The sequence below is a fragment of the Asticcacaulis benevestitus DSM 16100 = ATCC BAA-896 genome (assembly GCF_000376105.1).
Taxonomy (GTDB): Bacteria; Pseudomonadota; Alphaproteobacteria; order Caulobacterales; family Caulobacteraceae; genus Asticcacaulis; species Asticcacaulis benevestitus.
The window spans coordinates 16,436-32,459 of record NZ_AQWM01000012.1; the positions used below are offsets into that span (position 1 = coordinate 16,436).

9 protein-coding genes are annotated in these 16,024 nt (G+C 55.0%); 2 read left to right on the forward strand and 7 right to left on the reverse strand.

The genetic code is table 11. The features are described from left to right. Window positions 1–144: 144 nt before the first annotated feature. Complete coding sequence (gene galA / locus B060_RS0113135) at window positions 145–2,994, reverse strand: beta-galactosidase GalA (RefSeq protein ID WP_035423164.1); 2,850 nt, start codon at window positions 2,992–2,994, stop codon at window positions 145–147. 404 nt (window positions 2,995–3,398) lie between these two features. On the opposite strand from galA, the gene B060_RS24485 reads away from it, so the two are divergent. After that, entirely contained in the window at window positions 3,399–4,295 is an 897-nt protein-coding gene (locus tag B060_RS24485) for a DMT family transporter (protein WP_018082254.1), read from the forward strand. A gap of 15 nt (window positions 4,296–4,310) precedes the next feature. Here B060_RS24485 and B060_RS0113145 read toward each other — a convergent pair whose 3' ends face one another. The 6 genes from B060_RS0113145 to iolG form a co-directional block, all read right to left on the reverse strand. Next, complete coding sequence (locus tag B060_RS0113145) at window positions 4,311–6,614, reverse strand: GH92 family glycosyl hydrolase (RefSeq protein WP_018082255.1); 2,304 nt, start codon at window positions 6,612–6,614, stop codon at window positions 4,311–4,313. 109 nt (window positions 6,615–6,723) lie between these two features. Continuing rightward, window positions 6,724–9,642 (reverse strand): TonB-dependent receptor, encoded by a 2,919-nt coding sequence (locus B060_RS0113150; RefSeq protein ID WP_018082256.1) that lies wholly within the window; start codon window positions 9,640–9,642, stop codon window positions 6,724–6,726. A 467-nt stretch (window positions 9,643–10,109) separates the two neighbouring features. Beyond that, window positions 10,110–11,495 carry a family 4 glycosyl hydrolase gene (locus B060_RS0113155; RefSeq protein ID WP_201768089.1) on the reverse strand — a complete coding sequence of 462 codons (1,386 nt, stop codon included), beginning with the start codon at window positions 11,493–11,495 and terminating at the stop codon, window positions 10,110–10,112. 13 nt (window positions 11,496–11,508) lie between these two features. Continuing rightward, complete coding sequence (locus tag B060_RS0113160; protein ID WP_018082258.1) at window positions 11,509–12,441, reverse strand: carbohydrate kinase family protein; 933 nt, start codon at window positions 12,439–12,441, stop codon at window positions 11,509–11,511. Continuing rightward, complete coding sequence (locus tag B060_RS0113165; protein WP_201768088.1) at window positions 12,438–13,844, reverse strand: APC family permease; 1,407 nt, start codon at window positions 13,842–13,844, stop codon at window positions 12,438–12,440. The genes B060_RS0113160 and B060_RS0113165 overlap by 4 nt, the downstream gene beginning before the upstream one ends. A 32-nt stretch (window positions 13,845–13,876) precedes the next feature. Further along, on the reverse strand, window positions 13,877–14,863 hold the full coding sequence (iolG, locus tag B060_RS0113170) for an inositol 2-dehydrogenase (protein ID WP_026172818.1): 987 nt from the start codon (window positions 14,861–14,863) through the stop codon (window positions 13,877–13,879). Between the two features lie 248 nt (window positions 14,864–15,111). Between iolG and B060_RS0113175 the strand changes: the two genes are divergently transcribed. After that, window positions 15,112–15,999, forward strand: coding sequence for a MurR/RpiR family transcriptional regulator (locus B060_RS0113175; RefSeq protein WP_018082261.1), 888 nt, complete (start codon window positions 15,112–15,114; stop codon window positions 15,997–15,999). Window positions 16,000–16,024: the final 25 nt, after the last annotated feature.

Here is a 16,024-nt window from a genome sequence, read left to right on the forward strand (position 1 = left end):
CCGGCCGGCGCACCTGATATCAAAGGGGCCGGCCCAAGGCTGACCATAGGCGCTGGTGCCGTCGTTATTTTGTCGAATGACGCTTTGTGCCTGGGTGATAAGGTACGGTTGATAAGGACGATGGCCGATTACCCGTTTCATGACTCAAAACGCTTGGAATCGCTGACGGACGATCACGTTTTGCTGAAAGGCATAGGGCGTGTCCGCCAAGGTTCTGAATAGCAGGTTTACGCGCCGTTCGCCTTTGCCTGGTGGTAAGGCTACGCTTAGGAAACCTTCGGCAGGATCGGTTTTGGTGCCGATCAGTTTCGTTCCGTCATAGACCTCTACGGCGCCCGTGAGGCGAGGGAAGTCAAGACTTCCGCCCTCTGCTTGCACCTTGGCAAAAGGCGTGTAACGAGCGGAAACGAGTGTATAACCATCTCGGGTTTGGCCGGCTTGCAACTCACGTGGCCCGAAATCGTGCCACAACGTCATATTGACAAGCCTGTTTTTGAGCGCGTCTTCTCGCGTGATCTCTGGCGGTGCGTCATACCAATAATCAAGGACTTGAACGGATGTCGTCGTGGCCTGGCGCGACGGCGCTTGCGTCGGCTCGATCTTGACACGAGCTGTTGCGGTTTTTAGTCCTTCGGCTTGCGCCATTAAGATCAAATCACCTGCACGTGTCTGCGTCTGCACGATCACCTGAGCGAGGCCATTGAAAAGGGCGCGTTGGTTGCCCTTTTCCGGTGCCGCGCTATTGGGATCGCCATTACCAAGACCAATAATATCGCCGTTCGTGACGGAAAAATGCACCGTGTTCTGCGCGGTCGGCAGGGTGCGGCCACGGGCGTCAACCGCCTCTATGCGAAAGGCGACTGCGTCAAGTCCATCGCCCTTTGCCGTTTCCCGGTCTGGCGTGATCTTAAGCCCTACAGCGACGCCGGTCGTCTCCACGCTCGCTCTGGCGATGACTTTGCCGGCCTTATAGGCCAGCGCTTCGAGGCGTCCCGGTGCGTAGGGAACCTGCCAAAAATTCATCTCATACTTATCGACCACCTGTCTTCCGAGCGAGTGTCCATTCAGAAAGAGTTCAACATCATCGCTGTTGGCGCATGCCATGACCTTGATCGGCTGGCCCTCACGACCCTCCCAGTTCCAGTGCGGTACGATATGAAGAACTGGCTGTGTCTTTATCCATTGCGCCTGGTGAATATAGAAGGCGTCCTTTTCAAAGCCGCACAGGTCCATAATGCCGTACATCGAAGAGTTGGTCGGCCATCCCCATGGTGAGGGTTCGCCATGGTAATCGAAACCCGTCCATACGAAGCCACCGGCGATGAAATCACGTTCTGCGATCATCTTCCAGGATCCTCGGTGGGTGGCCCAGCCTTTCGGAGGATCGTCATAGCCAGACGTCAGACGTTTGTCCTGATCCGTAACATACGCACCGCGGACACTGTAGTTGCTGGTATCCTCTGACGACGTCAGAGCTATATCGGGATGCGCCTTGTGGAAAGCGTCATACTTGTCCTGCTGGTAGTTGAAACCGACGACATCGACGGCCTGAGATACATTGATTGCGGAGAACATACCGCTGTTCATGGCGGCGGTCACAGGGCGTGAGGTGTCGAGCAACTTCACCTCGTGCGCCATGCGCCGCACCATTTCATACCCGGCAGCCGAGCCTTGCATTGGTTCTTCATTGAACACCGACCACAGGATAATGCTCGGATGGTTGCGATCCCGTCGCACCATCCAGCGCACATGATCGATGTACTCCGGAGAGGGATTAAAGAGGCGGTTCTCGTCCATGACCAGCAAACCATACCGGTCGCAGAGATCAAGAACGATGCTGGAGGGTGCGTTATGTGTGCAACGCACGGCATTGCAACCCAGCTCTTTAAGACGCCGAATACGATAATCCCAAAGCGCATCTGGTATGGCGGTGCCTACACCGGCATGATCCTGGTGGATGCACACGCCTTGAATTTTGAGTGGCTTGTCATTCAGATAAAAGCCCGTTTTTGCATCGAACCGCGTCGTGCGAAAGCCGCAGGTCGTTACGAGCCCATCCACGCACAGGTCACCGTCCATGACGCAGGTTTCGACAGTATAGAGTGTGGGGCAATCTACACTCCACAATTCTGGGCTATCGTGTGTGAGGTTTAGCCGAGCCAGCCTTTGGTCGAGGGCCGTCACCGTAACGGATAGGGTCTCGGTGTCGATGACCGTGCCCTCTTTGTCTTTCAAGCTGACCTTTACAGATACAACTCTATTGCTTTTTGCCGTGCTATAAAGCGTGACCTCCACAGGCAATGTCCAGCCGGACGCCAGTTTCACAGGATGGGCAAGGACCCCATCGGTGACAATATGAACCGGATGGCGCTTGACGATTCGCACAGTGCGATACAGGCCACCGCCTTCGTACCACCATCCCTCCATAGACTCAGCATCAACGCGTATGGCTAAGGTGTTGAGCTCGCTGCCGTAAGTTGTAAAGGGCGTCAGGTCGATGTAGAGGCTGTTATACCCACTCCAGTTATGGGCGATAACGTTACCATTGTACCAGACGGTGGCATGGGTGGCCACGCCTTCAATCTGAAGCTCAATGTGCTTAGCCGTATCATCGGGCTCAAAACGTAAAACGTTGCGATACCAGGCTATGCCGCGCTTTCGATAGCCCTGTGCGCGGTTGTAATGTTCTTCGATGGGTTGAAAACTGACAAAATCATGTGGCAGGCGTACAATGGGCCACTCTGAATCGTCAAATGTCGGCGCCGCGGCGCCCCAGGCCTTGCCTGCCTTGGCATTATCGTAGGAATCGTCCTGAGATAAAATGGCGGGGAAGGGCACATCGCCTTCATGAAAGCGCCAGCCACTATCGAGCAGGAGGCTTTCACGCTGCGAAGGCGCATGGGCTTCGACAGCCGTTGCCGGATGACCAAAGGCCAGACCTGCCACAGCAAGACTACTGCCGCCTATCAAAAGGTCTCGTCGGTTTAGGGACATATGCGCCTCGAGCTTCCGCATGATAGTTGCCACAAGATAAGGAAGTCCGGGTAGCCAACCCTATGTGGTGTTGGGCCATAGAGTTTCATCGACGCTTTCTAACAAAGAGGGATAATGGGTGCAATAAATATTCCAATTTAATAATTCATAGAATACCGATTGCGAAGTGAGCCTATGTGCCATAATGTATAGACAGCCCAACGCAATGGATTTGTTAGCCCCTGGCTCCAGGGCTTTTGACCATGTGACGACGTTCGTTTTCTTTGCCGCCGATACGGTTGCAACCAGCCCCACGTGATCTCTCCCGACACCATGTTTAGTCTCTCTCGCATACCTTCACTTAACAGCATCTTTGACCTGAGGTTCGATAGGGCTCGGCATATAAGCCCTGTCTCGACCGTGTCATGAAGCGAGCAAGATCAATCTTAGGCTCAGGCATAGCCATTGCGCTTTTGGCCTACGCCGCATTCGCGTTGAGTGATGCCTGCGTCAAGGTGCTGAAGGGGCATGTTGTCGCCTGGCAGCTTGGCTTTTATGGCAGCGCCTTGTCTTTTCTGATTTTACCGTTGATGTGGCGGCCAGGAGACAGGCTCAGCGATCTCATACGTCCGCAGCGCCCGGCGACCTGGTGGTTACGAGGAGGCCTTGCGACCGTCAACATGTTCGCCAGCATCATAGCCTTCAGCCATTTGCCCATGGCTGAGGCCTTTGCTTTGATTTTCCTGATGCCGCTCCTTATCACCATTCTGTCCGTAATATTTTTACGAGAGCGAGTGAATGTGAAGGCGTGGTTCGCCGTTATCCTAGGCTTCGCCGGCGTATTGACAGTTTTGCGGCCTGGGTTCCGTGACATTGGGATTGGCCATATAGCCGCTATGCTATGCGGCTTGTCGGGGGCGGGGTTGTTCGTGCTTTTGCGCCACACGCGGGACAGAGAAAAGCGTATCACCTTGTTTGGCGCCGGTGTGCTGTGCCCAATGATCGTAAGCTTCTTGCTCATGCTGCCTGGCTACACCCCGCCTGATCTTTGGGAATGGCTGATTATTAGCGGATATGCCGTGCTGGCTGCCCTTGCTAACATGTTGATGATGTACGCCTCGCGGCTCTCGCCGGCCAGTCATCTTGCGCCGACACAATATTCCCAGATGCTGTGGGGGGTTGGCCTCGGCTATGTGCTTTTTGGCGATCATGTCGATGGCTGGACATATGTCGGTATCGGCTTGATATGCTTCGCCGGGCTGTGGCGTTTTGTGCCCAAGCAGTGGCTACGCGCGCTATTGCCCGTAGCCACTGGGCGATGAAAGCGTCCTGATATCCTAAACCACCGTGAACGAGGGTGGCCTTTCCGCCTTGTCGGCACCAAACTTAGGATTGGGTTTCGGTCCCATTTCGAACATCAGCACGCCGCCAGACATGAGTTCGGCATGGCTGATCCAGGAACGTGTGTGCGGTTTGCCATTCCATTTAACGCTTTGAATGTAGATATTGGACTCACTGGTTTTTGGTGCCAGAATACGCAGCGTCTTACCATTGACGAGCGGAATTTCGACGCTCGTGAAGAGTGGCGATCCGAAGACATAGACACAACTGACCGGATCGACGGGATAAAAGCCCATGGCGCTGAGAATATACCAGGCGCTCATCTGACCACAGTCTTCATTGCCGGCCAGACCGTCGGGCTGCGCGCGGTATTGTGATTTTAACAACATGCGAACCCGCGCCTGGGTTTTATAATGTGAACCGGTATAGGCGTAGAGATAGGCGATATGGTGGCTGGGCTCATTGCCGTGAATATATTGACCGATCAGACCCGTCATATCCGGCGGCGCGTCAGATGGCAGGTCGGAGGATGCATTGAACAGGGCGTCGATCTTGGCTTCATAGCCGGCTTCGCCGCCGAAGAGCGCCATATAGCTATAGATATCATGCTGGACGCCAAAGGTGGCTTGCCAGCTGTTGCTTTCCGTATAATCCCACCAGACCTTAGGGTCATGACCCATGCCGCGAGGGTCAAAAGGCTCGGCCCAGGCGCCTGTTTTTAAGCGGGGTCTGGCGAACTGCTTGCTCGTGTCAAATACGTTCGAATAGCTTTTGGAACGCAGGCGAAGCGTGGAGGCCGCCGCCTTATCGCCCGCTGCGTCGGCGATCTGTGCCATCGACCAGTCATCGTGGCAGTATTCGATGGTTTTTGAAACCGACTGATCTTCCTGATCCGCAGGGATGTAGCCCTGGGTACGATAGGCATCCAGACCCGAGGTTGAGGTCTTGAAGGCAAGCTCTTTATAAAGTCCCCAAGCTTTTTGCACGTCGATACCCGGCAAGCCTTTAACGATAGCTTCGGCGACTACCGAGTCAGAGTGCCAGCCGATCATGCAGTGGGTTTCCCTTCCCTGCAGTGGCCATATGACCGGACCGTAGGGGCTCTCCGCGCCCTGATCTATCAGGTTTTGCGCGAAAATCGCCGCCCGTTCCGGGGCTATGAGGGTCATCAGAGGATGCCAGGCGCGATAGGTATCCCACAGGGAATAGGTCGAATAGTTATCGCGCCCTTTCTGGAGCTTGTGGACTGCCGAATCCATACCTTGGTAACGCCCATCGGCATCGGAAAAGAGGGTCGGCGCCATGTGGGCATGGTAAAGGGCTGTGTAGAAGATCTTGCGGTCTTGATCATGGGGCGTTTCGACCCGGATGCGTGACAATTCAGTTTCCCAGGCCCTGTCTGCGGCCTGTCGCAAGCCTTCGAAATCCCAGTCTGGAATATCGTTTGTCAGATTGTTCAGGGCGCCGGCGATATCGACTGCCGATACCGCTACCTTGACCATCAGGGGGGCCTTAAGGCCTTCGCCGTATTTAAGGACGGCCTTAAGGCTATCACCATCGACGCGTTCGCCATCCACCGGCTTGTCTTTGCTAAAGAACTCCAAAGTCTCAAAGGGTTGAGATACCTTAAGGGCAAAGTGGAGAATCCGGCCCCCAGCCCACTGATCGACGCAACGTGTGCCCACAATCGTGTCACTGGCGACGCGTTCCATATGCGCGAGATAAACGACCGGACGCTTGTATACATCTTCACGTGCCCCATGTTGCCAATCCAGCAGCAAATAGGCAGGTTGTCCGGCCGGAAAGGTATAGCGGTGCAGACCGGCCCGGGCGGACGCCGTCAGTTCGGCGTGAATGCCGCTATCGGGGAGAGTAAGGCTGTAATAACCTGGTGCGGCGGTTTCCTGATCGTGGCTCATGCGCGTGCGATAACTGGCTTCCGGCGCCTCAAGCGTACCTGGCTTGAGGGTGACCTCACCTATACGCGGCACCACGAGCAGATCCATCATATCACCGACACCTGTACCGGAGAGGTGGGTATGGGAAAAGCCAAGGAGGCTTTTGTCCTCAATATAGTAGCCCGAAGAGGCGTCCCATCTGGCGTTATCCGTATCGGGCGAGAGCTGTACCATGCCGAAGGGCAGGCTGGCCCCTGGATAGACGTGCCCGTGCCCGCCTGTGCCGATCATCGGGTCGACGAAGGTCGTATAGCGTAGAGGCTTTGCGCCGGCGATCGCCCGAAATGGCAGGCTGGCGGCCACGCCTGTTGCGGTGGCTAGGAGTTGGCGGCGTGAGATCATGGTGGCGCTCTTGAACTCTGTTTGTGGCTAAAAAAACTCCGGACAGCCTTGCTGCCCGGAGTTCCGGTTACCTGGCCTGGCTGATCAGGCCCTGGGAGACGGTGCCGGTTTAGTAGGCGTACTTCAATGTCAGCAGAGCTGTACGCCCCGATTGGATGACATCGGCAATGGCTTTGGAGTTTTCACCGATATGGGAATAGTAGGTGTAGTTCTTGAACAGGTTGGCGATGGACAGATCAAGCTGAACGACGCCAAAATCATAACCTGCGTGCACGTCGAGATGCTGTACCGGCTCGACCCACAGATTATCCCACGAGCCGCCCTTGCCCAGTATGTCGTAGTTGGCGACATAGGCGCCGGAGTAATGGTAGGTGATGTCAACCGTGACCTTTTCGCGGGCGTAGTAAAGACCCAGATTGGCCGTCACGTCCGGAGCGTTCTGCATGCGCTCCTCGTGGCCCCAACTCGTGCCAATGTCGGCTTTAGAGGTTTGTAAGGCGAGATTGCCGCCGATAGACAGGCCATCGAAAGGCGCGGGCATGCCGTCAAATTTCTGCTGACCTTCAAACTCAATACCCAGGACCGAGGCATTGCCGCCATTCTTTGGCTGACTGATCAAAACCGCGCCGCTCCCCGAGGTCGCGCCGTTGATGTAGCCGGTGCCGCTGTCATAAATATAGTTGCTCAAGTCTTTGTAGAAAACACCAACGCCGTAATAGCCGCCGGTGCTGGTGCGCCATGTGCCGTTGGCATCGACATTGACCGCACCGATCGCTTTCAGGTCCGGATTGCCTTTTGTGATGGTTGTGGTGCCGGTGGACGGATCGTACTTGCTGCTGGAGCTACCCCCAAGCTGAAACATCGGCGGACGCGTGTAGCTCGTCCAGATCGAGGCACGATAGACCGTTTTGGCATCGGGGCGATAGTTCAGGAATACGCTTGGCAGAACCTTGGAGAAGCTGGCCGTATTGGACTGGTATGCACCGGGTACTTCAATCACGTCCGGTACTTCAATCACTTTGGTCGGATCCGCAGGATCCGGCACGGTCGTCATTTTCGTGGGATCCGGCTCGAACTTACGCACCCAGTAGGTATTCTTGACGTCGGTTGACTCGTATCGGATGCCGGGGATGATTTCGAGCGTATCCGTTGCAAACTTGGCCATCACATAGGCCGCGCTGACGGTCTCGGTGCCTGACAGTGTGTTACAGTTATAATTGGTAAGCACGCCCAGCGCGTTACCTCCGCCGGTACAGATGTCGCTAGCGGCATCCAGCTTTGCCTGTGTATCCGTTAGTGCATTGTAGCGTGCGGCGACGACCTGATGGTCGACGATAGGTACCAGATAATCATATTTACCGGGGAAGCCGGGATAGTAACCGACGATGGCCGCAGTATCGGCGCCGAGGCTGGAGGCTGGATTGGGATCTGTGACCGTATAGTCGCGATTGCTGACATCGCGGTTGCTCGTTACGTATTTCGCGCCAAAGGAGATCGATTGCAGCAGGCTTTGGTCGAAGTCGTAGCCGCCATCAAAGCGCGCTCCGTATTTTTCCTGCTGGCTGAGTCCGGATGTCACTTCATAACAGCAAGGCGCTGGCATGGTGCCCGGATTGAGGGCTGTATACTCCATGCCGGGTGTCAGGTGCGCGATCGGGAAATTATCCGCGCCATAGGTGACCAGCGTCGCAGCGCCGTAAGGTGCTGCACCACGGCTCGAGGAACCGGCCGGAATAGAGGTTGTCCACATTTCCAGATGGTTGGGACGGTCATTGCGGCCGAAGGAGTAGAAGACGTTCGGTTCAAAGTGCCACTTGCCGACGCGCTTCTTTACACCGAAGTCGAGCGTGCTGAGATTGGAGTGCAGAGGGTTGGTTTCATACCACAGGCGGTTGGACACCGCCGGGATGGTTGTCTGATAGAGGCCGTTGCCGGCGGCGATATAGCCATCCTTCAGACTACCGTTAGCATCCAGTGGGCTGGTGCCCTCATCGCGCACCGAGCCTTCACCCACGATTTGATTGAGGCTCGAATTTTGGGTCGTCCAGTCATGGGCGTAGGTCAGGTGCATATAATAGCTGGTATCGACGTCTGGTCGCCAATCGAGGGATACCGTACCTCCCCAGAGTTCGGTGTGGCCGCTGGAAACGCCGACATTGAAGCCTGTCAGGATAAGATCCTGAAGGGGATCCATGCCGGACGGGATATTGCCATTGCCGTCCACATAGGACAGGGCGTAGGCTCGGTCACCGCCGGATGCTTCCATGACGCCGCCGAGTTCCGAATTGGCGTAATGGCGCAGGTTGTAATAGGCGCTGACATAGACGCCGAAATTGTCATCGGCGCCGAATTTGCGCGAAAAGTCGGCCGCGGCGCCGAAACCGGTGCTGTCCGCACCCAGATCATCCGCCTGGCTTTCAAAATTGCCGCTTACCGAGAGTGAGCCCCTTTGCTTACCCTTGAAGTCGAAGGCCGTTGGCGTGCGGAAATCAATCGTTCCACCGATGGCGTCACCATCCATATTGGCGGTCGATGTCTTATTGAGAACAATTGTTTGCAGGCCGGAGGGCGGAATGAGGTTGAGTTGAACTCCGCGCGAATAGGGCTGGGCCTGAGCCACGGCCACGCCGTTGATCAGATTGACATTGTACTCCGAATTCATGCTGCGGATCGAGACATACTGGCCTTCGCCACGCGACGCGCCATCAATACCGCCGATGAACGAGTTGCCCGTCATCATGACGTTTACACCCGGCATGAGCCCGAGAATTTCTGCCGCATTGTGCACGGCTGTGCGTTGAAGGTCGGTTGCTGAAAGGACGGAAATTGAATTGTCCGACTTCAACTGCATTGTTTTCGCCGTGAAACGGTTGCTGACGATCACGACTTCCGTGCTGCCTGTTTCTGGTGTCTTAGCTTCAGGTGCAGCCTCCTGCGCCCATGCTGAACCGCACAGCAGGCCCAGGGTCAGTACGCCCGAGCCGAGCGCTGTGGCTCCCAAAAGCTTGGTGGTAAATGTCTTTCGCATGATCGTTTCCTGGGGCTAGAATTTCGTTATGGCATGTCCAGACGGGTGCTGGACGCAAGGTGAAACAAAGGATTACGGCGCTGACTTAACGGAGAGAGGTTCCGTATGCGGCAACGCCCGCAGAGGGTGTGTATGTCTTGCCACCTAGCCGAGGCGTCCAAGTTTCTCTGTGCTAGGTGGAAAAATCCGGGCGAAACGAGAGGCCGTTTCGTTGAGGTGGCACCTTGGAATGTTGGGTGTATTTGGCAGGCTTAGAGTCAAGAATGTGCCTGGAAGTTGGAATAAAAATTTCATAAAGTCAAAATAATTTATTTTTATTTCAAAAAAGTTGGGTCGCGCGAAGTGAGGTTAAGTAGTTGATTTGCAAGTAAAAAATAATATAGCCCTGAGCACATTTGCGCAGGGCTATCTGATATTCTTAGAAATGATGCAGAAAGGACACAAACATGTGTCGTGTGTCGTGCCCACTAACAGTGGATGCAGGTCGGATCCAAAAGGTCGTGCAGAAGGGGGTCAGACGCTTCCCAATCGCCGATCGCCGGGTGCAACAGGAAAGCTTTGCGAGCGATCAGTCGGGCCAGAGGATGAGAAAGGGCGTTGCCTTGATCGGCTGCCGCCGTCATCGCAGATTTAATGGCTGCCCGCTCGTAGGATTTTACGGCGTGAACCAAGCCTTTGACTTCGTCAGGCAAACGACCGAGCGGCTCCGGTATGATAGAGTTGCGGCTGATCTGGCAAGGTGTTTCGATAATGTCAGCGGCATCAAGATCGCTCAACGTGCCGTTATTGCGTGTGTTGACTATGATGCGAGAAGGGGACTCAGAACTCAGGGCGGTGATCACATCCATGGCTATCTTATGGTATCCGCTGGCGACACGGAAGGGGTCTTCATCAAAGGTTGCCTCAGCGTCGAAGGCCGAGCCCCCCTTCGCTTCGAGGCGCATGTAAGAGCCTGAGCGTCGATTGAGATAGGCGGCATAGGTAGCGATGGCGTCCTGATTGGATCCGGCACGCAGTTCGGCATCTAGGGTTTTCAGCAGCGCTTCATTGAGTTTTTCCACCTCGGCGCCGCGGCTTCCTCCATGCATCTTCTGTTTTTCCAGTGCCTTGCGACGATTATAATAGAAATACAGATACTCTGTCGGGATGAGGCCCAACTGGCGTATCATGTCGCCGTCAAATAAGGGCACATGATAAAAACTGGCCAGAAGCGCATCATCTGCCAGAACCTTCTCGGTGATGTCCTCGCCGCGAAGGTGAATTTTGCGAATCCAGCCCAGATGATTGAGGCCTATATACTCGCAATGTACCTCATCGTGGCGGGCGCCCAATGCCCTGGCAATGTGATGCATCAGCTCTGTCGGTGTGTCGCATATGCCAACGACCTTGGCATTCGTATGTGTGGACAAAGCCTGAGTGATGAGTCCGGCGGGGTTGGTGAAGGAGACAATCCAGCCTTCAGGGGCATATTTCTCAACGATACGCGCCTGTTCGAGTACAACGGGTACGGTCCGCAGCGCCATCGCCGCGCCAGCCGGGCCGGTCGTCTCCTGGCCTGGATAGTTGTTTTTAATCGCCGCCAGTTCGTCCGCCGCCCGTGAGGTGATGCCACCCACGCGGATGGAATTCATAATGTAGTCGCAGCCTTCGACAGCGGACTCTATCTTGTCGGCGACGGTGATCTTGAGTGAGCCACCTTCGCGGGCGACGATAGCCCGTCCCAAAGCCGCCATGAGCTGAACCCGGTTTTCGTCTGGATCATAAAGCGCCATTTCCTTGATGCCCAGGTTTTGGGCAATGTCATTGATGCCGAAAATGACGAGGGGTGTTCGGATGCCGCCTCCACCAATCAAGGATACCTTGCCGTTAAGCCCGTTCGTAGGTTTGGTCATAAAAACTCCTGTACATAGAGACTGGCGGCAACCCGTTCAGGGCGCCTGCGAATTGAGTGGATAGAGCACCGCTGACGCATGCCCGTTGCAGGCGAACGAGGGGCGAGGAACCGTCCAGAAGTCCGTCAATAAAACCGACATTGAACGCGTCGCCTGCGCCCGTGGTGTCGATGGCCTTAACGACGGGCGGGTGCGCATGATAGCGTTGGCCTGCGCTTTCTGTCATAGCGCCGCGTGCCCCCAGTTTTAACGTGGCTGCCGTAAATCCTAAGGCTTTCGTACGGCTGAAGTAGCCGTCTTCGTTCGCTTGGCCACACAAAAGCTCGGCTTCTTTTTCATTGGGCAGGAAATGATCTATATCACGCAAGGTGGCAGCGTTTACAGGATCGCCCAGCCAGTCAGGTTGATAGCCCACGTCCAGTGACGTGGTGCAGTTCGCCGATTTTAGGCGCGGGAGCACGTGTTCAGCCACCTCACGGCTAAGTGGCATGGAAAAATGAACATGACGCGCACGTGTGAGATTCGCCACGGCCTGATCAGACATCAAGTGTGCCCCGAGGTCTCGGTTCAGGCCTGTGTGGGTAAAGAAACTGCGATCCTGAAGAGTCGACACACTGACGGTCACGCCCGTGGCGCCGTCCATCGCACGTAAGCTGTCATGTAGAACGCCAAATGTATTGAGGCGGTTGTAAATCCACTGTGTGTCGCTGGTACCAATCAGTCCCATCAGAGTTACGGAGCGTCCGATCCGTGCCAGACCGCAAGCGGTCGTGGCTGCGCCGCCACCGAGCTCCTTGGTATAGTTGTCGGTCAGTACCTCTTCACCCGGGCGGGGCCAGCGGTCGAAACCGCTGAACACATGGTCGAGATAGATTTCGCCTACAACCGTTACATCCAGCGTTTTCATGACTTTACCTCAAAAGGCCAGTCTTTCTGATGAAAGGCCAAACCGAGGAAAATCGCTGCGCCCACGGCAAACAAACCCATCCCCATCACAATATAGATCAGCTTGGAGGTCGTGACGATATAGATCCAGCCTGCCAGCGAGATCAGCGCCGGTATCGGAAAGAGTGGCATCTTGTAGGGTTTGGCGCCTGGATCGGTGCCACTCAGGTGGTAATCCTGTTGGAATTGCTCTTGTAGCTGTTTTCGGCGAAATATTACCGCCAGGCACTGGAAACTATACTGAAAGAGGGTCTGGACCACGATAAGAACTGAAATGAGGGCATTCAGAGAGAGAAAACAGGCGATCGCTGAGGCAACACCCATGACAATCAAAGAGACCGTTGGGAAGTGGCCCTTGGGATGAACGGCGGCAAAAATTTTGAAAAATTTTCCCTCCAGCGCTGCGGCATACGGAATGCGTGAATATCCCAGCAAAACGACATAGGCCGAGCCCCATCCCGCGATCATGATCAGGATGGCGACAATAATGCCGCCCGTGCGTCCGTAAAGGTGGGCCATGAAGTCCGCCACGACAGCCTTCGATACCATGGCTTCGCGCCAGGGTACGACACCCAGGATGGACAGGTTCAGGCCACAATACAGCAAGGCGATCAGGACGATGGCCCAGAGGATTGATCGCGGAATAACCTTTCGCGGCTGTTTGACTTCACCTGCCAGCATGCACACATTGCTATATCCGCCGTAATCATAGACCGCAATCAAGGTTGTCGAGCCCAGCCCCATCAGGAACCCGGTGGTCATGTTGAAGGCGCCCGGCGGAAAATCAAAGGCGATGCGGGCATCAAAATGAGTCATGCCGGCGAAGATGATCCATAGCAATGAAGCAACCACTATGCCGGTTGTGATGAGAGATATGATCTGTATCTTACGGATGTTGCGATACAGGAGCCAGGTGTTTAGAAGGCAGAGAGCGGCCGCGGACAGCGTCAGCGTCGTGGCCTTAAGTTGTGGGAAAAGATAACTTAGATAGCTCACAAAGCCTACGGCGCCAGCGGCAACATTGAGCGGGCCATTCATGAGAGATTGCCACAAAAACAAAAAGCCAAACATGTTGCCAAGCTTTTTTTCGTCAAATAGGCGGCGCAAGTATTGATAGGAGCCGCCTGAATGCGGCATGGCGGCTCCAAGCTCGGCCCATACAAAGCCATCGCTAAGGGATATGATAGCCCCTAGTATCCAGCCGATCAGCGCTTGCGGTCCACCCATTGCTCCCAAGGCGAGCGGGATCGTAATGAAGGGACCAATACCCACCATGTTGAGCATATTGGCCGACAGGGCGCCCCAGAATCCCAGTTCGCGGCGTGGATTTAACGTAGCCGCGACCGTGATGTCGGCGGGGAGCACAGGGGGGACGCCTGCCATATCAGTTTGTCCTTTTAAAGATGTACAACCTGACCGGTTGTCGCGGAACGGGCAGCAGCCTCAGCCAAGGCGAGGGCGCGAATCGCGTCCCGATACCCGACGCACGGTTTTGAGGCACCGGTGATAATGTCAGAAAAATGATCGGCTTCGGCGCGATAGGCGTCTGCATACCGCGACAGAAAAAAGTTCTGGAAGGTGTCTGCCTGAGCGCCATCCTGGCCCCAGTGTGACACAGTGGTTTCCGTCAGATTGTCAGCTTTAAGCAGACCTTTTGATCCATAGGCTTCGATACGTTGGTCATAGCCATAACCAGAGCGACGTGAGTTGCTTATGACACAAATCTTGCCCGAAGCCGTTTTGAGTACGGTTCGCGCCGTATCGAAATCGCCGGCCTCCCTTATAGCCGGATCGACCAAACAGGCGGTGGTTGCGAAAACTTCGACGGGTTCTTCATCCAGCAGGAAACGCGCCATATCAAAATCGTGGATCGCCATATCCTTAAACAGCCCCCCCGACACCTTGATATAGGCGACGGGTGGGGGGGACGGGTCGTGGCTGACGATCAGCAAGGACTCCAGGCTACCGATACGCCCGGCGATAATCTGTTGCTTAAGCGTAGAGAAATGCCGATCAAAGCGACGGTTAAAACCCAGTAGAAGGGGGACGTTGTCGCCGCTCATGACGTCGGCAGCGCCAAGCGCTGTGGTCAGATCGAGATCGAGAGGCTTTTCACACATCACAGCCTTGCCAGCGGCAAGCGCCCGGCGTGTATGGTCCAGATGCTGATCCGTGGGACTGGCCACCACCACACCTGCTATTCCAGGGTCACTCAGAACGGCTTCTAAATTTAGAACATCTGCCCCGACCTGAGAGGCAAGAGTCCTGGCAGCGTCTGGCACAGGATCGACAATCGCCGTCACACGCATTTTGGCGTGGGCAGCAATATTTGTAGCATGTATACGGCCAATCCGGCCGGCTCCCAAAATGGCGACGTTTAACATGATCAGCAGCTCTGAGGTTAAAGGGTGGGCGTAAACCACAGATTTAAACGAAAAAGCCCGCCTGCCTAACCCTCAAAACGGCAGGGCAGGCACGGGCACAAAACAATTGCATTATTTGGAACAAATATTCCAAAACAAGTCAACATAGAAAATTATTTCACCAGGCAACTTATGCCAATGTTCAATCTATTATTGTATGGTATGCCAGAGGAAATTACCTCTAAGCAGGACCATTTTAAGGAGTAGCCATGAAGTCAGGCACGGCTGGAACAGCCAAGATCGCCCCTAAAAAAATGTCGCCCCCCCAGACCAGCGCGGATCTCAAGGCGCAGGTGATGGCTATGCACGACTCCTTCAGCAAACGTATGAAACAGATTGCAAGTTACGTTTTGGATCGCCCGGAAGAATTGGCCTTCGAAACACTGGCTGTCTTTTCAGAGCGCTCAGGCGTCCAGCCGTCCGCTATTGTCCGCTTTGCGAAAGCGCTTGGCTATTCTGGCGCCAGTCAGATGCAAAAAATTATCCGTGATGGGCTTCTTGCCAGTAACATGACGCTAGGCTACGGCGAGCGGGTCCGTCAGTTCAATAAAAAAGTCGGACAGACTCGTTCCACAGGAGGGGCCGAAATACTGGCTGAATATGTCGATGCGGACAGCCTTTCCCTGCAGAACCTGAAAGAAACCACGAGCGCGGATGACGTATCTGCGGCCGTCGCGCGGATAATTGAGGCCGATACCCTTTATATCGTAGGGTTTCGCCGGGCGTTTCCTGTCGCGGCATACCTGGCCTATTCCTTCCAGAAAATGGGCAAGCCCACCATATTTATTGAAGGTGTTGGTGGCTTTTCTCAGTCGCAGGCCCGTACCATTCGGCCTGTCGATATCATGCTGGCCGTAAGTTACCAACCCAGCGCCGAAGAGACCCTGGCTTGCGCCGAAATTGCTCATCAGAATGGCGCACCGATTATTTCCATCACGGATTCTATCGTCAATCCTATTGCGCGTATGTCTGTTCAGGCCTTCCAGGTGCGTGAATCTGAAGTGCGTGCTTTTCGTTCCTTGACCGCCTCTTTATGTCTTGGGCAAACCTTGGTTGTTGGCTACGCCTTCGCCTCAGCGGAAGCTGACAGCTTGTGATTATATTATAAATATGATCGCAAGA